Here is a 22,553-nt window from a genome sequence, read left to right as displayed (position 1 = left end):
ATGACTGCAAATATACGCTATTTTAATACGTAGCATGAGGATAGATTTTTCCAACAGTTAACAATTTAAAAGAGTTGGGTTTGATATTGTTAATAATATGTTATTTTTAAACCAAATTAACCATCAACCTACAGTATGCGCCAACCTCTTCTGTATGCCATTAGCATATTTTTCTTATATATATCTAAGGGTTACGCCCAGGAATATGAGCTTTCCGGCAGGGTGGACGATCAGGAAGGAAGACCGATGTCTTTTGTGAATGTACTTCTGTTGAAAGTGGAAGATTCTACCATGATCAAGGGGGTATCTACCATGGATGATGGGGGGTTTTTGTTTGAGAATGTGGCTAATGGCAATTACCTTCTTAAGTCTTCTTACGTTGGATTTCAGACCGATCTTCGCAACATCACGGTAAACGGAAATACTGATGCAGGAAGCATTTCCTTACTTCCCGCCACCGAAGACCTTCAGGGGGTTACGGTAAGCTACCGGAAACCGAGTATTGAGAAAAAGCCCGACCGACTGGTTTTTAATGTAGCCAACACCACCCTTTCTGCACTTTCCGGTTATGAGATCATAAAGCGTACCCCGGGAGTTATTGTGATGAATGATCAGATCATAGTGAAGAACACCAGCCCTGTAATTTATTTAAATGAAAAAAGGGTTTATCTGAGCGATAATGAGCTTAGAAGTTTGTTAAACGGATATGCCGGGGCCAATATTGAAGCCATTGAAGTGATCACCAACCCACCTGCCCGATATGATGCCGAGGGGAGTGTTGTATTGAACATCATTACGCGCAGCAATGTCTCTATAGGGTATAAAGGATCGTTGGAAGGCAGGGGTACCTACGCCGTATTTCCTAAATACAATTTTAACACCCAACATTACTACAAAACCAAAGGCATAGATTTTTTCTTCAACTATAATTACAATCGTGAAAAGCTAAACAAGAACGATAATAACTATATAAATTTTTCGGACGAAGGTTCTGGGCAGGAGTTCTGGGAAACCGATCTGAACAGGATCACCAGAGTCAACGACCAGAGTGTAAACTCTATCCTGGATATAGCTACCGGCGAAGAAAGCTCATTAACTTTGAGTGCAAACCTGTCCTGGTCTCCTGACAAACGATTCAATAACACCGCTAAGACCGAAATAATCAATGCAGAGGGTCTGACCGATTTTTCTTTTGACACGGAGAGTTTCCTTGAGAATGACACCTATAATTATGTTTTTGGTGCCGAATACCAGTCAAATTTTGGAGAGGGAGCCAACTGGAATACCAGGGCTAACTATATCTATTTTCAACAAGAGCAGTTTCAGGAGTTAGCCACCACTTTTTATGATGCCGGTGATAATATAGCCCAGATAAGTTACTTTGAAACGGACGGCCGTCAGAAGAACAATATTTTCACCCTCCAGTCTGACCTTATCGCTCCTGTGGGAGCAGGTACATTTAGTACCGGACTTAAATATGCAAAGATAGATGGGAGCAGTGGGATCGATTTTACGGGGATCTCAATTCCGAACGGGGCTATTTCTGATGATTTTGAATACGGAGAGAAGACCTATGCCGCTTATATGGATTACAGCTGGTCTGCCGATGCGTGGGACTTTCAGCTGGGAAGCAGGGTAGAGCACACCGATGTCATCGCGAATTCAATTGCCCTGGGAGAAGTAAATACTCAAAAATATTTAGTCTTTGTACCTTCTTTAGGAGTTCAGTTCACCCCTGGTGAACATCAAAGTTATGGGGTGAGTTACGGGCGAAGCATTTCAAGACCCGGCTACCAGAGCCTTAATCCTTTTCGATACTATATTGTTGAGAATCAGTATAGAGAAGGAAACCCATTATTAACAAGGACTTTAGGAGATAAAATAGCATTAAGTTATTCCTACAAACAACTTTCTTTTGAGCTTTCCTATGAACATATTAAGGGCGCTCTGGAACTTCTTCCGTTTCAGAATAACACTTCACGAGAGTTTTATGCATCCCGTTATAATATCGATTATTCCAAATTCTACAGTTTAGATTTTTTAGCACCACTAAGTCTTAACAGGAATTGGTTTGCTGTGTTTTTTGTCTCAGCATTCTACGCTGAAAACAGCTTTCTTGCCAAAGAGAGCGGCAATGTCAACGTACAACTGAATACACCAGGGCTGCAAGCCTATACAAATCATTCTTTTACCCTAGGAAAAAAGCAAGGCCTTACCCTGGATGCCATTTATATATATCTCAGCAATTACCTCACCGGATCCAGGACGTTGGAAAACCAACACTTTCTTAATCTATCTCTACGTCAAAGGTTATGGGACGGGAGGGCATTTCTGTCCTTAGGGCTTGATGATGTATTTAATACCCAAAATGTACCTTTAGAATCCAGGTACCTGAACCAAGACAATGGCTTCTTTGCCCGTGAAGAAACCCGGAGATTCTTCATTTCCTTTCGTTATAATTTCGGGAACTTCAGGCTTGACGACAATAACCGAAATACCGATCCTACTGAGGTTAAACGTGTAAGAGAATAGACGGCCTAAGGAAATCTTAATCTTCATGATATCTCATAAAATCGATTATCTTTGCACCGCAAATCCCTAAAAAAGAGGAAATTGGTAAAGATAGCTGACATAGAATTAGGAGAGTTTCCGTTGTTATTGGCTCCCATGGAGGATGTGAGTGACCCGCCGTTCAGGAAGTTATGCAAGGAACAGGGGGCTGATGTGGTATATACCGAGTTCATCTCTTCTGAAGGACTCATCAGGGATGCAGCCAAGAGCGTTCAAAAGCTTGATATCTATGAAAAGGAGCGTCCCGTTGGTATTCAGATATTTGGGTCTGAGCTCGATTCCATGCTGCAGGCTATCGATATTGTAGAAAAATCAAATCCTGATATTATAGACATCAACTTCGGGTGTCCGGTAAAAAAGGTGGTTTGCAAGAACGCCGGGGCCGGAATTCTTCGCGATATTCCGTTGATGGTAAAGCTTACCGAGGAAATGGTAAAACGCACCAACCTGCCTGTAACGGTAAAAACCCGCCTCGGGTGGGACCATAACTCCATTCAGATCGTTGAGGTGGCTGAGCGTCTTCAGGACGTCGGGATCAAGGCGATCTCCATTCACGGACGAACCCGGAAGCAGATGTATAAGGGAAATGCCGATTGGGGACCTATTGCTGAGGTAAAGAACAATCAACGTATGCATATCCCTGTATTTGGAAACGGGGACGTAAATACTCCTGAAATGGCGGTAAAGATGCGTGATGAGTACGGACTTGACGGGGCCATGATCGGTCGTGCCAGTATCGGCTATCCGTGGTTCTTTAAAGAAGTAAAACACTATATCGCTACCGGAGAGCACCTTCCGGCACCTACTATGGAGGAACGGGTAGATGCCGCCAGACGTCACCTGCAAATGGCGATCGACTGGAAAGGAGAGAAGCTGGGGGTATTTGAAACCCGTCGTCATTACACTAATTACTTTAAAGGTATTCCACACTTCAAGGATTATCGCACCAAAATGGTGACCAGCGATGAGGCTGCCGATGTCTTTGCCACCTTTGATGAGGTACTGGAGAAGTTCAGTGACTTTCAGTTTGCTTAGTTGAGTTTGGGGTTACGAGGTACGGGTTACGGGTGCGTGGGTTTATATAATCGTCTTCGCGAAACCTGCAATGCAGGCCAGTAGCGATCTCCTAATTAAAATCTAAGGTCAATTCGGAAGGCCCTTCTTTTTGCTTTGCAAAACTCAGGATCTAGTGCTTTATGAATGCTCCCGGGAAAGATGCCTATACCACCTCATAACTGCAACAAACTCCTGTTGATCCTTGCAGAAGCGATCTTTGAGGCGATCATCCCTAAAACAAAAATGGTGGCAAATACAATAAGTACATTGCCTAATTGGAATTCTACCGGGTAGGGCAGGGAAGGGGTCAGGCGGATCCACTGAAAAACGAGTTGGCTCCACACCAGCAGAGCCGCCAGGAGAATCCCGAGGATGCCGCCAACGGAGGTAACCAATAAGCCCTGTAAAAAATAGATGCGCCTCAGCTTTTTGACGGGCACACCCAGGCTGAACAGGGTTTTCAGGTTGCTGCGTTTGTCGAGGATCATCATGATAATGGCGCCCACCACATTAAAGAGGGCTATGATTAGTACCAGGGTAAATATCAGGTAGATCACCAGGTTTTCGGTGTTGAGCATCTTGTAGAGAGCATCGTTGAGCTGAGCCCTTGTTTTCATAGTGATATTATCTCCCAGAACCGACTTTATCTCTGATGAGACCACCTCCATATCGGCGGTTGGGTCCAGTTTAAAGTTGATGCCGGTGATCTGGGTGCTGTCTTTTTCCAGTAAGGGCTGCACCACCGCCAGGTTGGCAAAGATGTATTTCTTGTCGAGCTCCTCATTGATAGCGTAGACGCCTGAGAGGGTTACCGGCAGTACATTATAAGGCTTGGTAGCCCCGGTAATGCTTCCTTCTCCCGGTTTTGGCGCGAGGATCTCTACAGGACTCCCATAACGATTAGGTCCGGTATTGAGTTGTTGGGCGATAGTAAATCCTGAAACAACCTGGTAGGGGTCTGAACCAAACCAATTACCTATATAGAGCAGGGTATCTACCTTAACCACCTCCCGGTAGTATTCGTCTACTCCTTTTACCCAGGCCACATAGTTCTTTTGCTCGTGGGTAAGAAACACCCGTTCTTCGATCTCTTTAGAATATGCGGCTACCCCATTAATAGCCTTAAGTTCTTTTTCTTTATCCGGATGGAGAACGAAATACTTCCCTGTAGCGGCCAAAGCTTTGAGGTCGGGGTCGAAATCATTGGCAAAAGAAAGGCTGAAAGTTTTCAATCCGGCGAAGGCCGAAAGTACTATAAATAAGGCTGCAGCCCCGATCACGGTTACCAGGAAGGTCACCATGTTGATGATGTTCACCGCATTTTGACTGCTTTTAGATACCAGGTAGCGTTTGGCTATGTACAGGGCAATGTTCAAGAATCAGCTTTTCTTTCTTTTATCAAGGAGATCAGGATTTTCCAGGGGGTTATCGTCTCCTTTCAGCGATTTTTCAATACGGTTAATATACTCTAAAGAATCGTCAATAAAGAATTCCAGCTCGGGAACCCTTCTCAATTGATTTCGGGTACGCTGCGACAGCTCGTGCTTGATAAGCGGCTGGTTCGACCGGATGCCCTCGAGAAGCTCTTTGCCCTTGTCATGCGGAAAAAAGCTGATATATACCTTAGCGATAGAAAGGTCGCTGGTTACTTTTACCTTGGTCACTGTCATGATAATATTGGTGAGTCCACCACCCTGGGCTGCTCTTTGTAAGATCTCGGCCAGGTCTTTTTGTATGACCCCGGCGATCTTTTTCTGTCTGTTCGTCTCCATGATACAAAAGTACGAAATAAAGTTACGGGGTTATGAAGTTATGAGGTTATATGGTTACGGAGTTACGAGGGGACCGAGCGTTTAAAGGGCCGAACGGCCATGGAAGGTTCTGTGAATCTTTCATAGTGAGGAGCCAGGTGGTGCGAGGGCAAGTGGACCTTTTATAGATAGCGGTCAGCTAAGGCGGCGGTATGTGAACCTTTTATAGTGAGATGCCAGCCAGACGGTTATCTGGAGGAGGGAGGGCAAAGAAAATGAAAAATCGGTTGGTGAGAAGAGCACGCACTTAAAGTGAGGCAGGACCATCGCTCAGGGCGACATAATCGATCAGCAACCGGAAGGATTCATCTTGCTCATTAGAAACGAGGAAGGTATAGTCCTGCAGCTTCTCATTTTTTAAAGGAGAGGTCATCTCCGTAAAAAAACGACATAGAGCTCGAAATTCACCGAGCTGTCATATTCCTTAAAAATAGGCGGTTTTAAGATCGAAGCAGAAAAGAACCCGAGCAGTGGTGGAAATATTAGATGGTAAGGGAAATAGGGAAATAGGGAGACAGGGATGGAGGGAGGGGCCGGACCGAACGGCCATAAAAGATGTTGCAGACTTTTTATAGTGAGGAGCCAGGTGTTGAGTAGGAAAACTCCTGAAAATGCAAACCGCACGCTGCCTTCTAAACGATTTTCAAGATGTAGTTTGATTCCATCCCCTGATGGGGGAAGGTGGCAGCGCGATAAGCACTGACGGAAGGGGCTTCACTGCAACGAACTCCTGGTAAAATTAGCTCCCTGGGGTCGCATAAATAGATTGTTTCGCTAGTGTAAACAGGAAATGGCAAGGTTTGCTGTATAGCTGGTTTTGAAAAGGTAATATATCCCCTCCTTTTCAAGGAGGGGTGGACATGCCAAAGGTATGGACGGGGTGGATTTACCTGGGTTATCGCTCTTTGCCCTTCATAGCTAAAGCGAAGAAGGGCTGCGCTTGATGGGCCAGGGCATCCCTCTCGTGAAAATGCAAACCCACTCCTGCTAACGCAGGATGCGTTTTTTGTTTCCTGTTCGCTTAGAAGAACAAGTTCTTCACGCTTTCAGAAAACAAAAAACCCACACTCTTTACAGAGTGCGGGTTTGCGCTTTAAGTGGTCCCACCTGGGCTCGAACCAGGGACCCCCTGATTATGAGTCAGGTGCTCTAACCAGCTGAGCTATAGGACCAATGTATAAGGTGATTCTGGTTATGGTATGCTGTCATAAACTCATGACAGACACGTTCTCAGTATTTCAAAGCAATCTTCAGATAACTGACTTTCAAAGTACATAATTATTCCGAAAATTGGAGTGCAATATTACTATTAATTATTGAATGGTGCAAAACTTTTACCTCTAGCAATAAGCAGTTGTGGCAGCTTGTTAGGAATCAATATCCTGGCACAATTCTATTAAGACGCCATTGGTATTTTTTGGGTGTAAAAAGGCAACCCATTTATTGTCTGCACCTCTTTTCGGGGTTTCGTTCAACACCACAAAGCCTTCTCCTTTTAATCGCTCGATCTCACTCTGAATATCAGCTACGGCAAAGGCAATATGATGAATGCCTTCTCCTTTCTTTTCCAAAAACTTAGCTATTGGACTGTCTTTTTTGGTTGCCTCAAGCAATTCGATCTTACTTTCGCCCATCTCGAAAAAGGAGGTCTTTACCCCTTCCGAAGCTACCTCTTCTTCCTTGTATGGCGCAACGCCCAGGAGTTTGGTGAATAATTCATTAGAGGCGGCAATATCCTTGACCGCAATTCCCAGGTGTTCTATTTTGTTCATGGAAGGTACTTTTTTTGATCCTAGCAAAATTAGAAAGTTCATGGGAGAATGAAAAGAATTAAAAGCAGTGTTATCAGGTCTTCTACTACGGACGAAGACGTCCGCGGTGGCGGAAGGAAAAGAGTTACAAAACCCCTATATTTGGGCACCTAATTCATCAACTTATGAGATCGATACTTACTACGCTTTCCATCTTTGCATTACTTTCAGTACATGCTCAGAAAAAGGTTCTGGATCATGAAGACCTGGAACGATGGAATTCCATTGAAAATTCAACTCTTTCACCTGATGGCTCCCATGTGGCTTACAGCTTGTTCAAAGGAGAGAAAGACCACTACCTTCACCTGAAAGACGCTTCCGGCAAGGAGGTTTTCACCTACGACCGTGCCTCTAACGGACGCTTTAGCTATGATTCCAAAAGCCTTGTTTTTCGCATCACTGCCTGGAAAGACAGCGTGATGGATATGAAACGCAGAAAGGTGAAAAAGGGAGATTTGCCCAAAGATACCCTGGGTATCTATCACCTGGGCAGCGGCAACCTGGAGAAGATCCCAAACATTAAATCCTGGAATCTTCCACAGGAATGGAGCGGCTACCTGGCCTACCAATATGAGGAGGTCAAGGAAGAAAAAGATACTGCTGCTACTGAGAAAAAAGAAAAGAACGGCAAGAAGGTCAACGGAGATAACGGATACCACCTGGTGCTTCGCGAACTGGCATCAGGAAAAGAAGACACCCTTCGTTATGTAACCGAATATGCCTTTGCCAAAAAAGACAATCTGTTAGCGTGGACCACCACCGGGCCTAATGACAGCGCCAATGTAGCCATGTATGTGATGGACCTGGACGATATGACGCCTGTCTTGTTACACGAGGCAAAGAAAGCTACCTATTCTCAACTCACCCTGAGTGATTCAGGAAAGCGTCTGGGGTTCGTGGTAGATACTGATACCACCAAGGTACAATTGCGCCCGAGAGAACTTTATTATTGGGAAGAAGGAATGTCTGCAGCAGAAAAGATGGTAGACGCCAATACCACCGGAAATGACCTCAGACCTTCGGCTTACCAAAGCATGAGGTTTTCAGATGATGAGTCAAAGCTTTTCTTCGGGCTCGCCCTGCCACCTGTAATCAAAGACACAACGCTGCTTGGGGAGGAGATCGTGAATGTAGAGGTATGGACCTACGATGAGCCCCGTCTTTACACAGTTCAGGAAATGGATATAAAGCAAGACACCATTGCGGCCTACCGTGCCGTAATCGACCTGGGTAAGAAAAAGAAGTTTACTCAGCTTGCCAATGCAGAATGGCCTGATGCCGAATTCACCCCCTCAGCCAATGGGCGTTATGCTCTGCTGAGCAATGCTGTGCCCTACCAATTGGAATCTCAGTGGACAGGAGAAAGAGCCCGTGATTATGCCGTGTTGGATATGAACAAAGGCAATTTAACCCCTGTTCTTGAAAAGGTACCCGGACGAGTGAGTCTGAGTCCGGAGGGGAACTATGTTTACGGGTATAACAATGCAGACAGCCTTTGGTTTACCTATGACATAAAGAAGAAAAAATATATCCCGCTTACAAAAGGAATGGTTTTCTATGATGAACTGCATGACAGTCCGAGTAACCCAAGATCTTACGGAGCTGCCGGGTTCACAAAAGATGACAAGGCCTTGTTGCTTTATGACCGTTATGACATCTGGAGTTTTGATCCGTCAACAGGAGAAGCAACCCGTTTGACACAGGGAAGAGAAAATAAGATCGTTTATCGTTACGTGGAACTGGATGATGACCAGGACTATATTGACACTAATGAAAAGGCCTTATTAACGGTTTTCAATGAGACGGATAAGAGCGGGGGCTATGCCCACTTTGATTTTAAAACAAAGTCATTGACAGACCTTATAGGTGGTCCTTATCGATACAGTACCCCAAGAAAAGCTGAGAAAGCGAATACGCTATTGTTTACCCGGGAGTCATTCCAGGAGTTCCCCGATCTTCGTGTGGCCGACGCCAATTTCAGCAATGTTACCCGCATCAGCGATGCTAACCCCCAACAGTCAGAATACAACTGGGGTACGATTGAATTGGTGAACTGGACTTCATTGGATGGTATTGAACTGACAGGAATGCTGGTAAAACCTGAAAATTTTGACCCGAATAAGAAGTATCCCTTACTGGTTAATTTCTATGAGAAGAGTTCTGACGGACTCCACCGTCACCGGGCGCCACGTGCAGAGCGTTCCAGCCTGAACTACAGTTTTTACACCAGCAGAGGGTATGTGATCTTTAACCCTGATGTGCATTATCGCACGGGGTATCCGGGAGAAAGTGCTTTTAATTGCGTGATACCTGGTGTAACAGCTCTGATCGAAAAAGGATTTATCGATAAAGACAATATCGGGGTTCAGGGTCACAGCTGGGGAGGTTACCAGATCGCTTACCTGGTGACCAAAACCGATATTTTTAAAGCTGCCGAGTCAGGGGCTCCCGTGCCTAATATGATCAGCGCCTATGGAGGAATAAGATGGTGGACAGGGCTTAGCCGACAGTTCCAATACGAACATACGCAGAGTAGAATTGGCGGTACCCCCTGGGAATACCCACAGCGATATATCGAGAATTCACCGATCTATAACCTCGATAAGGTCAACACTCCCCTACTGATCATGCACAACGATGCCGATGGTCATGTGCCATGGTATCAGGGTATCGAGTTCTTTACCGGGCTGAGACGATTGGGCAAACCATCCTGGTTCCTGAATTACAACGGAGAACCACACTGGCCGTTAAAACTTCAGAATCGTAAAGATTTCAATATCCGAATGGCCCAGTTCTTTGACCACTACCTTAAAGGCGCGCCTAAACCCGCCTGGATGGAGCGAGGCGTTCCCGCCAAGGAAAAAGGAATTAACCAGGGTTATGAACTTTTAGACGATAAATAGATAAATAGTCTCTACTATAAAAGCACCATTTTAAATGGTGCTTTTTTTTGGGTCGTTAAAAAGCCTTATTCTTAGAGGCATACATAACGAACTGAACCACTCCTTCCGTCAAAGCTGAAAGCTTTGACCCCTTCCCCTTGGCCAGGGGAAGGGGAAGGTACTTTTAATAGTCATCTTTTTTAAAAGACTTTCACAAAAACATCTACCATGTACTCATAATTACCCCCTCCTTCCTAAGGAGGGGTGTGCACGGCAATGGACGTGCACGGGGTGGTTTATCATAAGCATTCCGTCTGGTTTTGGAATAGGAAACTATAAGGCACAAAAAAAGTCTCAGGGGGCGCTGAGACTTTTAATCTTTTCTATTTCACACAGTAGGTTCATGTGGGTTGATTTGGAGCAGAAACTAATAACACTTTGGGGCTGTAATAGTTCTTAAATATCAACAGTGTAAATGTAAGGGCAGGATGTGTTTAAATGAAATTTATGTTGTAAGAATAAACTTTCTTGTTGTAAACATGGTATTTGTGTGTATTTATAATTGTGGGCAGATAAAAACGATCAAAGGAATAGCTCTTGTTAAAAGTCAGATCAGTAAGAATTTTTGCAAAACATTATCATACGTTTAAGGGTCAACAAAGTATTTTTGAACAAAAAATACTGCTTCTATGAAAATTACTATTGATCGTGGTGGATTCTTTATGCTGATCGCCCTGCTGAGTTTTCAGATGGGTATGGCCCAGGTGAGTACAGAGATCTACGGAACTGTTACTGATGTAAAGGGAGAACCGATCCCTGGAGCTTCGGTATACCTGGAAGGCACTCAACAAGGGTCGCAAACCGATAGTGAAGGTAAATACGCTATTAAGAATGTCGCTCCGGGCTCTTACAACCTGGTTGCGAGTTATATCGGTTTTAAGACCCAAACCCGGTTTAATATTCTGGTGCGTTCGGTAGGAACTCCCGATTACAATTTCATCCTGGAAGAGGATGCTGAAGAACTGGAGCAGGTGGTAGTTACCAATGCCAATAAGATCAGCAGGCCCAGGGAGACGCCATTGTCAACCCAGAAGCTGTCTGCGGTAGAGATCGCGACGTATCCAGGTAGTAATAATGATGTGGTTAGGGTAGCGCAAACCCTGCCCGGGGTTTCTCCCTCTGTAGGCGGCTTCCGAAATGATCTAATCATCAGAGGTGGGGCTCCGAATGAGACCGTTTATTACCTGGACGGGATGGAAATCCCCAATATTAACCACTTTGCCACTCAGGGCAGTGCCGGGGGTCCGGTGGGAATGGTGAATGTCTCTTTTATTGATAATGTAACACTTTCTACTTCTGCATTTGGTGCCCAATATGACAATCCGTTATCCGGAGTGTTGCAATTCAGCCAGCGCAACGGGAACAACAGAAATTTCAGAGGGAATTTCCGGGTGAGTGCCAGTGAAGCGGCCTTAACCCTGGAAGGGCCGCTCTTTAAAGGAAAGAACAATGAGTCAAAAACGACCTTCCTGGCCTCGGTGAGACGCAGTTATCTTCAATTCCTGTTCAAGGCCATTGGCCTGCCCATTAGACCGGATTACTGGGATTATCAATTCAAGATAAATCATGAATTGGATGCCTATAATGAGATAAGCCTGATAGGTATTGGTTCTATTGATGACTTTACCCTAGAGGCTCCTGAAGATTTTGATGCCGAACAGCAGGCGACACTTGATCAGGCACCTTTCATTGAACAGCGAACCAATGCCATTGGGCTTACCTGGAAAAAGAGATTTAAGAACGGTTCAGGGTTTATGCAAACCACCCTGAGCAATAACACCCTGATGAATGATTTTACGCGTTATCAGGATCCGGAAAATGAAGCCGGGGTGATCTTTAATAACGACGCCGTCGAATCGGAGACCAAACTGCGCTATGCGATGACTAATTTCTTAGGAGCATGGAAACTGACTTCCGGGTTGAATGTACAATATTCAGATTATGAAAATGCTACGGTTGATGTAAACAGCAACCTGCAATTTGATACGAATATCGACTTCTTCAAATATGGGTTCTTTTCCAATCTTACCAGATCGTTTTTTAATGATAAACTCGATGTTTCTTTCGGATTCCGAATGGATGACGACACCTTTACCGAGAGTGACAACCTTTTATCAACCTTTTCGCCAAGACTATCACTCTCTTATGAGTTTATTGAAAACTGGCGTGTTAACGGATCGGTGGGCCGTTATTATAAATTGCCTCCGTACACCATTCTCGGGTATCGAGACAACACGGGGAACCTGCTGAATAAGGATGTTGACTATACCCTGAGCGATCATTTTGTTTTGGGCGTCCAACACTATTTCTCGCCCTCATCAACTATTTCTGTAGAAGGCTTCTATAAGCGTTATGACGACTATCCGGTTTCTGTAGTTGACGGGGTATCTTTGGCTAACAAAGGCGGAGGATTTGAAGTATTGGGAAGTGAAGATATTGCAACCGTTGGTCGGGGTCGCAGTTATGGGGCCGAGTTGCAGTTTCAGCAAAAGCTTACCAATAATTTTTACGGCATTTTTGCCTATACCTGGTTCTTTAGCGAGTTCACCGGGTTTGATCGCGATGATTACCTGCCATCGGTATGGGACAGTCGTCACCTGATATCGTTTACAGGGGGGTATAAATTTGGAAGAAACTGGGAGTTCAGTGCCAGGTATCGTTTTGCCGGAAAAACGCCTTTTGTGCCTACCGATCTCGATGCAACCCTGGCCAATTACCCGGAAGTGGTATTGGATTACGACCGATTGGGAGAAGAAAAGCTGGGCACCTTCAGCCAGCTTGACATCCGGATCGATAAAAAATGGAACCTTAAAAAGTTAGCGCTTAATGTGTTCTTTGAAGCTCAGAATGTTCTGGGGCAAACCATTCCGCAACCTACAGAATACGGACTCAACCGCAATCCTGACGGAAGTGTGGTGCAGCCTGAAAGTTTAGTGCCTATTGTAAGTGACAACAGCCAACCGATACCGAGTATTGGGATCGTGGTGGATTTCTAATAAAAAGAGAAAGGCCTTTCCGGAATTACGGGAAGGCCTTTTTATATAATGGTTTGGTAAGGATATTATTTTACACGCTGCATCCAGGCCAAGGGCTCCAGGCTTCCATCTTTATCAATGGCCACCAATCTGCCTTCAGACTTCATCCAGTAACCGTCGTTATTCACCTGAACATTGTCGTTATCAATGTCTTCAATGATGAGTTGTCCGTGTTTGTTGATCTCCCAATAGAGCTCTTCCACATCGGTTTCATCTTCCCCCAGATCGGTATGAACGGTCAGGTATAACACATTGTTTTTTCTAAAATCGAAGGTAATATCGATCTCTTCCATCACCTCTTCAGCCATGCCGGAAAAAGCACGGGCCATCATACCTTCAAACAGGTTCATGTTCTTGGTTTCTTCTTTAATGGCCTGCTGAATGTCTACTTTCAGCTCCCAAGTGCCTAATACGTCTCGTTCCTTTACCCTTTGTTGTGCCATGGTTGCTGTAAGGGTTAACAGCATTAGGAAGGTCATAAATGTCGTTTTCATGTTGATGTGTTTTAAAAGGGAGACGATGAAGTGGAAAAAATGTAACACAGAAAGATCAAAAAGGCATTACTATTTTCTAAAACTGAACCCAAAGAAGCTTAAAATAGAAAAGGGCCTTCTTTTATTGAGAAGGCCCTTGACATGTATTTTTTATAGGCTTAATTCTTTAGTTCTGTTGGTTTTTCCGGGATGGTGCTTTCACGAATAGGATTGCCATCGGCATCGATCTCCACGATATTTTCAAATCCAAGCTCATCCAGTTTGGCAGCGATCTTAGCCTTATCACCCACAATGAACCATCTTACTTCCTCGGGTTTTACCATGGTTTCGCTGACCTTTTTAAGGGTAGCCAGGTCGAGATCCCGAACCTCCTTATCGTAAGTTTGGTAATAATCATCCGGCAGATCGTGATTAACAATATTGGCCACAGAGCTGTTCACAGCCGCATTGGTTTCCCACTGACCGGGAAGCGCGAGTACCCGGTTGGTCTTTACCTTATCCAGTTCTTCCTGGGTGGCAGGGCGAGTACTTACAAATTCGCTGAGCTCTTTTCTTAATTCCAGCACCGACTCGGCGGTTTTATCGGTTTGCACCGGGGCGTATACGATAAAGGGACGTTCGGCTTTGGTATCCATAACAAACCCACCGGCACCATAGGCCCAATGCTTGTCCTCTCTTAAGTTCATATTGATCCTTGAAGTAAATTCTCCTCCCAGGATGTTTACCATTTGTTCCCTGGCGATCTCATTGACGGCTCCATAGGCATCAGTAAGATGTCCGGCGATAATAACCGATTGTTGTGATTCAGGCCGGTCAATCAGGTAAAGGGTGTTTTGATTGGCCAGGGAGGGCTTGTTCATTTTTATTTCAGGGATATCGCCTTTCTTCCACCCTGAAAAGGCTTTCTCCAGTTTTGTGGTAAGGGATTTCATATCCACATCTCCGGTTACCACCAGGGTGGCATTGTTGGGTCGAAGCCAGGTTTTGTGAAAGTCTTCAACGTTATCTAAAGTAATGGCTTCCACCGTTTCTTCATAACCCGATCCGGTATAGGGATTTCCATAGGGGTGATCTTCGCCATACATGTATTTGGTCATACCTCTTAAAGCCATTCCTATGGGTTGAGACTTTTCTCTTTTTATAGTATTGATCTGGTCTTTTTTGAGTCGTTCGAACTCCTTAGCCGGAAAAGCAGGATTTTGGATCACATCGGCAAAAAGATCTAAACTTTCATCCAGGGTGGGCTTCAGGGTACTCATATTTACACTCGAATTATCCAGGCCGGAACCTGTGTACATAGAAGCTCCAAGCATTTGCAGTTTTTCACTGATCTCCAGGGTGCTCATGGTTTTGGTCCCCTCATCGAGCAGGTTCATAGCAAGGGTGGCATTCCCGGGTTTTCCTAACACATCGGTCTTGGTGCCGGCATCGAACATCATCTGCATGGCAATGGTAGGCACTCCCGTTCTGCGTGCTAAAACAATATTTAATCCGTTGGATAGTTTTGCCCGTTCCAGTTCAGGAAATTTCGAGCTCTTTTGTGCTGTTAATGCCGGTAATTTTGATCGGTCTACAGAGGTGTCAGTGATGGTGTATTCAGGAAAAGGATGGCATTCCAGTATGTGCTTGCCTTTGGTGAGCCATTTAGCTGCAACGGCTTGCAGATCGGCAACGGTGGCCTTTTCTGCATATTGCAACATGGTTTTGTAGTAACTCGCGTCGCCGAAATAGGTTTGATTGGAGGCGAGAATGTCTGAAACCCCACCAAAGCCACCAATACGCTCCAGTCCTTTAATGAAGTTGGCAAAATAAGCCGATTTAACTCTTTTCAGCTCCTCCTCCGTAGGTCCTTCAGTAATAAAGCGATCAACTTCTTCCATAAGAACCTGTTTTACTCGTTCCGGATCTTCACCCGGCTTTACATTGGCCTGAATAACATAATTGCTTGCAATTTCTGAAGAAGCTTGAAAGGCAGATACGTTTGATGCGATCTGGTCATTATAGACCAGTCGGTTATAGAGCCTCGAGGTTTTACCACTGCTTAAAATGGCAGAAACAAGATCTAAATGAAGATCCTCTTCCTGACCAAAGGGAGGGGAGATCCATGCAAAAGTGATTCGGCTTTCAGGCACACGGTCCTGGTAAACCTGGTGGGTGTCATAAGGGTGATCAGGAAGGTTGATCTCCTGACGTTCTATGGTAGGCCCTGCAGGGATCTCCCCGAAATACTTCAGGGTTTTTTCATAAGCTACCTCGGGGGTGATATCCCCGGCTATGGCAATTACGGCATTGTTAGGCCCGTAATAACTTTTAAACCACTCTTTGACATCGTCCAGGGTGGCAGCGTTCAGGTCTTCCATTTCTCCTATCACTGTCCAGGAATAGGGGTGTCCTTTCGGAAACATGGCTTTGGTAAGGTAATTCCATTGTTTTCCGTATGGTTGGTTTTCACCCTGTCTTTTTTCATTTTGTACCACCCCGCGCTGTTCGTCTAAAAGCTCCTGGGTAATGGCCCCCAGCATATAACCCATACGGTCAGATTCGAGAAATAACACCTGATCAAGCGCTGAGACCGGCACATTTTGGAAATAATTGGTGCGGTCGCTATTGGTGGTGCCATTTACGTCGGTCCCCCCGATCCTTTCGATAGCCTGAAAATAGTCGTCATTAAAATTTTCACTTCCGTTAAACATGAGGTGTTCAAAGAGGTGGGCAAAACCACTCTTTCCGGGCTTCTCGTTCTTTGAGCCCACATGGTACCACATGTTTACGGCAACAATAGGTGCCTTGTGGTCTTCATGTACCAAAAGAGTGAGTCCGTTAGGCAATACGAATTTCTCATATTCAATATTTATATCCGCAGCTTTGAAGTTCTGCGCACTCAGGGATAGTGTAAACGCCAAAGCGGTTAACATTAAAAATAATCTCATAACTGATTGTTTAAATGATTGTTAGCTTAAAATAGAGAAAATTTACATAAACATGAATAATTTGACTTTCAAGAAGATAAAAGACGAATAATGCCGATAAATGTTAACACTAAATCTTTACCGAAGCCGCACCGGAATCTGAATGGGGCACATTAATAAAGGGTTCAAATGACCTAACGGAATACCCTCTGTGGCATTGGATTTTGGAACAGATCAGAAACAGAGATCATGGCTTTTTGGTGGATGATGGAGTTAATTTTACCATTAAATTAGCCACTAAGTTTTCAATCCAGTATTAGACTAATGAGACCAATGGCCGCAAATACCGAGAAGCTATTTTTCAGAATGGAATTGCAAGATGAATTCTTGCTGCTGAAACCGGCTGCTTCTTCAGATTTTGAAACCTTATTTGCCGTGGCTTCCGACCCGCTCATCTGGAAGCAGCACAACGCTCATGACCGATGGAAGGAAGAGGTTTTTAAACAGTTCTTTGCAGACGGGATGGCCAATGAACTGGGGATGTACCTGATCATAGATAAAAGGACAGGAGCAGTTATAGGTGGAACCAGGTTTTACAAATATGATCCCGGACTAAAGGAGGTGCGTATAGGCTACACCTTTCTGGCCCGTGCATGCTGGGGAACAGGAATCAACCGCAGAGTAAAAAATTTAATGCTCAACCATGCCTTTCAAAAGGTGACCACGGTGTATTTCGATGTCTTTGAAAAGAATTTCAGATCGCAGCACGCTTTGAAAAAGTTGGGGGCCCGGAAGGTAGCTAAAATTAAAGATAAACTTGTTTTTGCGTTAACCCCGAAAGATTGTGGTTAACCCCTTCTGTCAGCGCCGTGGATATGTCTCCCTCGCACCACCTGCCCCCCCAATTATGAAAGGTTCGCATGCCACCGCTCCAGCTGGCAGCTCTCTGTAAAAGGTCTACCAGACCTTTTACGACCGTTCGCTCCTCTCTTTAGGGTGGGGAAGAGAGAAAAGACCATGGCGAATGTCGATGCGCAAAAGCGCAAGCGGAAGGGGATTTCCTTAGCACTTCCGGATAAAAAATAAAATCCGAAATATCCCGTAACTTAGTGAGATGCCATCCTCCTATTTACATTCCATCGTTGAACGTTTCCGGTTCTACAAGCAACTGGGAGAGGATGCCCTGGAACAAATTCCCGATAACCAATTACACTGGCAGGTCAATGAAACCGGCAATAGTGTTTATGTGATCGTGAAACACATCTCCGGAAATATGCTTTCGAGATTTACCGATTTCCTGACGTCTGATGGCGAGAAGCCCTGGAGGGAAAGAGATAAAGAGTTCAAGGTGGAATCAGAGAACAGCGATAGAGCATCTTTAATGATACGCTGGGAAGAAGGGTGGCAGTGTCTATTCAAAAACATCGAACCCTTAGTAGAAGCAGACCTGGAAAGGATCGTATACATTAGAAAAGAGCCCCATACTGTTGTGGAGGCGTTGAACAGACAACTCGGGCATTATGCCTATCACATTGGGCAGATCGTGCTCCTTGCCAAAATGATCTGCGGTGAAAATTGGCGATCCTTGTCCATCCCTAAGGGAAAATCTAAAGAATTCAACAAGGGAATGTTTTCCAAAAATGACTTAAAGGGATAGGTTGTACGCCTATCAATGTATTAATATTTCATTCCCGCCCCCACGATTCTCGACTCTCCACTCTCCACTCTCCACTCTCAAATATTAAAGCGTCCTGAAATACTCCAGCATGGCCCTGGCCTCTTCTTCGGTGATGTTCTGATTAGGCATGATAGATTGATTATATTCCTTTAAAAGGGCATTAGCCAAAGAATCCTTTAGTGCCATTTCCTGTGGATTGATGATCATGTTCATGATCCATTCAGGGGTTCTTCGCCCGGTTATCCCTTTCATGGCGGGTCCTAACATTCTTTGATCTGGCAGGTGACAGGCCAGGCATACCCTTTTAAAGTGCGCCTCTCCTTTTTTAGCCATATCTATGTCGATCTCAGAGGCAATATTTACCTTGCTTACCGGCCCGATACCCTTGGTGCTCAGGTCTACCGTTTCAGAGGGTTTTGAAGCAGGCGCGTCTGGCAGGGTTGTCTTTTTGGAAACGCTTTGTTCATATTGAAAACCTTCTTTTTCCTTTTTTTGCGTGTCGCAATGGGTTACAAAAAAGGCGAGGAGGACAAGCAGTATCAGCTGATGTATTTTCATGATAACCGGTATTTACCTGCAAATTAATGGCTGTATAGGGAAGGGGTAATGACCAATGTCATGATCTGCAGGTTATGGTTGACATTTCTTTTTAAATTTAGGGGAACAAAAATTCCAGCTATGAAAAGAATTCTGTCGTCAACACTCTTGTTTTTCCTGAGTATATCTGTGCATGCGCAAAATAAGCCCACCGATCCTTTTGCTCACACCTTTTCTATTGTGGCCCGCGATGCCAATACCGGTGAGATGGCAGTGGCCGTGCAATCGCATTGGTTTTCTGTGGGTACTGTAGTGGCCTGGGGCGAGGCCGGAGTGGGGGTGGTAGCTACCCAGTCGTTCGTGAACCAGAGTTTTGGCCCCAACGGATTGGCCCTGATGAAAGAGGGAAAGTCGCCCGGGGAGGCTGCAGATGCATTGCTCAATGCAGATGAAGGCCGTGATTTCCGTCAGTTAGCCTTGTTGAATTCCAAGGGAAAAGTGGCCACTCATACCGGAGAAAAATGTATTGATTTTGCAGGTCATGCCAATGGAGAGAATTTCTCTGTGCAGGCGAATATGATGCTCACATACGGCGTAGTGCCGGCCATGGAAGCCTCGTGGAAGGCGAACGCAGAGCTACCCCTGGCAGAGCGCATGGTTGCCGTACTACAGGCAGCTCAAAAAGCCGGAGGCGACATCCGCGGGAAACAATCGGCCGCACTATTGGTAGTAAGAGGAGAAGCCACAGGGGAACCCTGGAGCGACCGATTGGTAGACCTGAGGGTAGATGACCACCAGGACCCTATAGGCGAACTATCCAGGCTGCTAAAAGTACATCGGGCCTATGAACATATGAACCGGGGAGATCTCTATGTGGAAAAAGGAGAAATGAAGGCAGCGATGGAGGCCTACAATGCAGCCATGAATATGTTTCCCGATAACCTGGAGATGCAATACTGGACAGCCATTACCCTGGCGAACGATGGCGACATCGACAAGGCCGTTGAGATGTTGAAACCTGTTTATGCAGGAGATTCAAATTGGCGTGAACTTACCCGCAGGCTACCCAAGGTTGGCTTGTTGACGGTGGATGAAGAGAGCCTTGCCAGGTTGTTGGAGTAATAGTTATACCGTTATGCGGCTATGAAGTTGAAGGGGAATCAATCAAATTCCAAAGCCCACAGCCCAAAATCTATAACCTACCATTTATAATTTATCATCCAACATTCATCTACTCACAATCATTCCTTACTGAATTTCGCAGAAGAAATGTTTTTTAAAGCATCTCGTCGTTTAATCATTGTAAATCAGTGAGTTAAAATATAATTTCTGTAACTTTTTCTGTCAAAAATATCCGGCAGGAATGGTTATAAATAGTCTTCTGCAAAAAATTCTCTTCTTTGTCTTTACTTTCTTTATTGCGATGATTGCTTTGGGACAGGAATCTCAGCAATTTCGTATTGGTCTGATGCTGGAGGTGTCTAGTTCTGAAACCGAAAATCTAATCGAAGAGCTTAAAATGGAGATTCGCAGGGTGGTAGGAGAAGATGCTGAGGTGCTTTTTCCGCCTTCTCTTCTTAAGGTCAACCAACTTGACCTGGAGCTCGCCAGGAAACAATACCGGGAATTGCAGCAGTCTGATGCCGATCTAATTCTGAGCTTCGGCACCATGAATAACAGTTTATTGTTCGATGACCTCCAATTTACGAAGCCTGTGATCTCAATGGCAGGAGTTAATGCCCCGGGGTTAGAACTGCCCTTGAAGGGCGAGGGCTCGGGAATCACCAATTTTCTCTACCTGGTAACTTCACAATCTATGAGTAACGACCTGGAAACATTTCATAATCTGACAAGGTTTAAAAAGGCAGGCATTGTACTCAGGAGGGATTTCTATGAATCACTGGCCTTAAAAAACTATTTCGATGAAATTACCAGCAGATTGGGCATAGACTATGAGCTAATATTTTACAATAATGCAGAAGACGTTGCTGCCCGGTTATCAGATGATATTGATGCTGTGTACCTGGCCGAGGCCTTTTATCTCACCGATAAAGACATAAAATACCTTGCCGACCTTTTTCTGGAAAGAAAACTCCCTTCCTTTACCTCTTCCTTTGCCAATGATGTAGAATCGGGAATATTAGGAACCAACCAGAGTTCTGAGAATTTCACACGCATCTTCAGAAGGATCGCCCTCAGCATTCAGGAGTATATTAGTGGGACTCCCCTGGAAACCATGCCGGTACAATTGGACCTGAGTAAAAAACTCACCTTAAACATCAACACGCTTATCCGGCTGGAATTACCCTTAAAATACAGTTTATTAGCAGGGACTAATATTGTAGGATCTATTATTGAGTCGGGCAGGGTAACTACCTATGATCTGCTCGATCTTATAGACATGACCCTGGTAGAAAACCTGCAACTACAGGCAAGCCAGAGAGATGTCGACCTGCTTGGGCAGGAGGTAAAACTGGCAGCAAGCACCTATTTGCCGGAAGTGGGGGCAGGGGCTCAGGCGAATTACCGGGATGCGGCAAGAACCTTTGAGGTGATACTTCCTGAGTACGCTTTACTGGGCAATGTATTTCTAAATCAACTCGTTTTTTCAGAAGCCGCAAACGCCGGGATCAGTATTCAAAAGCGTTTGAGGGAAGCCCAGCAGGAACGCTTTAACGTGGCCAACCTCGATGCGATTCTACAGGTATCAGCTTTATACTTTAATGCCCTGATCGCTAAGATCAACCTGAACATCCAAAGAGAAAACAGAGATCTTACCCTGAGAAACCTGGAGCTGGCCGAACTGAATTATCAGGCCGGACAATCAGGAAGGTCAGATATGTTGCGATTTCGAAGTGAAATGGCACAAAACACCCAGAACCTTATTGAGGCTACCAATGCCTTGCAACTGGCCTATGTAGAGATCAACCGACAGATCAATATGCCCCTGGAGACTCCGATAACTGTGGCGGACGCCAAATTGGGAGAAGGAATCTTTGAAGCGTATAACTACAGTAACCTGGCTGAAATTTTAGACAACCCTCGCATGCGCCAACCCTTTATTGAGTTTTTAGTTAATGAAGGCAAAACCAACCTGCCTGAATTCAAGGTGATCGACCGGTCGCTTGAAGCCACACAAAGAAACATCAGGTATAACACCACGGGCAGATTATTGCCTGAACTGGGCTTACAAGGGGCTTATAATTATGATTTTAACCAATGGGGTGCCGGGGCAGGCGATATTCGCCCGAAAGGTTTTTTTACCGCCGGCGTCAATCTGAGAGTGCCCATTTTTCAGCAAAATAATTTCAGTATCAATCGTCAGACTGCAGAAATACAGAAAGACCAGCTGGAAATACAGAAGGCAGGCCTGGCCCAGGATAATGAGACTGCCATTCGAGAGGTGGTTTTAAACCTGATCAACCAAATATCCAACATTAAACTGTCAGAGATATCGGCCGATGCCGCCAGGGAAGCCCTTGAACTAACACGGGAGTCGTACACTGCCGGTGCGGTGAACATCGTACAGCTTATAGATGCCCAAAACAACCTCTTGCGTGCCCAACTCGCCCAATCGAATGCGATCTACAACTTTTTACTTAACGCCACCCAGCTTGAGAGGCTAATAGGACATAGTTTTTTACTGCATACTCCCGAAGAGAACGCAGAATTTGAGCGGCGTTTTATAGAATTTTTTGATCAATACTAA

The 22,553-nt window shown here is 45.0% G+C and carries 14 protein-coding genes and 1 tRNA gene; 8 read left to right on the top strand and 7 right to left on the bottom strand.

Annotated features, from left to right (window positions below):
• Positions 1 to 135 precede the first annotated feature (135 nt).
• Together E7Z59_RS02900 and dusB are read left to right on the top strand one after the other, a co-directional pair.
• Positions 136 to 2,532, top strand: a complete 2,397-nt coding sequence (locus E7Z59_RS02900) for an outer membrane beta-barrel family protein (RefSeq protein ID WP_136334782.1) — start codon at positions 136 to 138, stop codon at positions 2,530 to 2,532.
• A gap of 81 nt (positions 2,533 to 2,613) precedes the next feature.
• Positions 2,614 to 3,606, top strand: a complete 993-nt coding sequence (dusB, locus tag E7Z59_RS02895) for a tRNA dihydrouridine synthase DusB (protein WP_136334781.1) — start codon at positions 2,614 to 2,616, stop codon at positions 3,604 to 3,606.
• A 194-nt stretch (positions 3,607 to 3,800) separates the two neighbouring features.
• Here the strand turns inward: dusB and E7Z59_RS02890 are convergent, their stop codons facing one another.
• The 4 genes from E7Z59_RS02890 to mce form a co-directional block, all read right to left on the bottom strand.
• A complete protein-coding gene (locus tag E7Z59_RS02890; RefSeq protein ID WP_136334780.1) occupies positions 3,801 to 5,003 on the bottom strand; it encodes an ABC transporter permease in 1,203 nt (400 codons plus the stop codon).
• Between the two features lie 3 nt (positions 5,004 to 5,006).
• Positions 5,007 to 5,399, bottom strand: coding sequence for a 30S ribosome-binding factor RbfA (rbfA, locus tag E7Z59_RS02885; RefSeq protein ID WP_136334779.1), 393 nt, complete (start codon positions 5,397 to 5,399; stop codon positions 5,007 to 5,009).
• A 1,137-nt stretch (positions 5,400 to 6,536) separates the two neighbouring features.
• Positions 6,537 to 6,610 (bottom strand) — tRNA-Ile (locus tag E7Z59_RS02880).
• A gap of 195 nt (positions 6,611 to 6,805) precedes the next feature.
• Positions 6,806 to 7,210, bottom strand: a complete 405-nt coding sequence (mce, locus tag E7Z59_RS02875) for a methylmalonyl-CoA epimerase (RefSeq protein ID WP_136334778.1) — start codon at positions 7,208 to 7,210, stop codon at positions 6,806 to 6,808.
• Between the two features lie 164 nt (positions 7,211 to 7,374).
• On the opposite strand from mce, the gene E7Z59_RS02870 reads away from it, so the two are divergent.
• Both E7Z59_RS02870 and E7Z59_RS02865 read left to right on the top strand, forming a co-directional pair.
• A complete protein-coding gene (locus E7Z59_RS02870; RefSeq protein WP_136334777.1) occupies positions 7,375 to 10,152 on the top strand; it encodes an alpha/beta hydrolase family protein in 2,778 nt (925 codons plus the stop codon).
• A 668-nt stretch (positions 10,153 to 10,820) separates the two neighbouring features.
• Entirely contained in the window at positions 10,821 to 13,187 is a 2,367-nt protein-coding gene (locus E7Z59_RS02865) for a TonB-dependent receptor (RefSeq protein WP_199287161.1), read from the top strand.
• Positions 13,188 to 13,252: 65 nt separating this feature from the next.
• On the opposite strand, the gene E7Z59_RS02860 is transcribed toward E7Z59_RS02865, so the two are convergent.
• Together E7Z59_RS02860 and E7Z59_RS02855 are read right to left on the bottom strand one after the other, a co-directional pair.
• Positions 13,253 to 13,720, bottom strand: a complete 468-nt coding sequence (locus E7Z59_RS02860) for a hypothetical protein (protein WP_136334776.1) — start codon at positions 13,718 to 13,720, stop codon at positions 13,253 to 13,255.
• 158 nt (positions 13,721 to 13,878) lie between these two features.
• Positions 13,879 to 16,650: a M16 family metallopeptidase gene (locus E7Z59_RS02855; protein WP_136334775.1), complete on the bottom strand. Its 2,772-nt coding sequence runs from the start codon at positions 16,648 to 16,650 to the stop codon at positions 13,879 to 13,881.
• A gap of 312 nt (positions 16,651 to 16,962) precedes the next feature.
• Here E7Z59_RS02855 and E7Z59_RS02850 point away from each other — a divergent pair, with 312 nt between their 5' ends.
• Complete coding sequence (locus E7Z59_RS02850; RefSeq protein ID WP_136334774.1) at positions 16,963 to 17,481, top strand: GNAT family N-acetyltransferase; 519 nt, start codon at positions 16,963 to 16,965, stop codon at positions 17,479 to 17,481.
• Between the two features lie 262 nt (positions 17,482 to 17,743).
• Positions 17,744 to 18,286 (top strand): DUF1572 family protein, encoded by a 543-nt coding sequence (locus E7Z59_RS02845; RefSeq protein WP_136334773.1) that lies wholly within the window; start codon positions 17,744 to 17,746, stop codon positions 18,284 to 18,286.
• Positions 18,287 to 18,370: 84 nt separating this feature from the next.
• Here the strand turns inward: E7Z59_RS02845 and E7Z59_RS02840 are convergent, their stop codons facing one another.
• On the bottom strand, positions 18,371 to 18,865 hold the full coding sequence (locus tag E7Z59_RS02840) for a c-type cytochrome (protein ID WP_136334772.1): 495 nt from the start codon (positions 18,863 to 18,865) through the stop codon (positions 18,371 to 18,373).
• A gap of 120 nt (positions 18,866 to 18,985) precedes the next feature.
• Here E7Z59_RS02840 and E7Z59_RS02835 point away from each other — a divergent pair, with 120 nt between their 5' ends.
• Together E7Z59_RS02835 and E7Z59_RS02830 are read left to right on the top strand one after the other, a co-directional pair.
• Complete coding sequence (locus E7Z59_RS02835) at positions 18,986 to 19,966, top strand: DUF1028 domain-containing protein (protein ID WP_136334771.1); 981 nt, start codon at positions 18,986 to 18,988, stop codon at positions 19,964 to 19,966.
• A 241-nt stretch (positions 19,967 to 20,207) separates the two neighbouring features.
• Positions 20,208 to 22,553 (top strand): TolC family protein, encoded by a 2,346-nt coding sequence (locus E7Z59_RS02830; RefSeq protein ID WP_136334770.1) that lies wholly within the window; start codon positions 20,208 to 20,210, stop codon positions 22,551 to 22,553.

Origin of the sequence: Robertkochia marina, assembly GCF_004799345.1 — a bacterium.
GTDB classification, from domain to species: Bacteria; Bacteroidota; Bacteroidia; order Flavobacteriales; family Flavobacteriaceae; genus Robertkochia; species Robertkochia marina.
The sequence above is the reverse complement of the archived record's forward strand: the minus strand, read 5'-3'. Positions and strand labels throughout refer to the sequence as shown.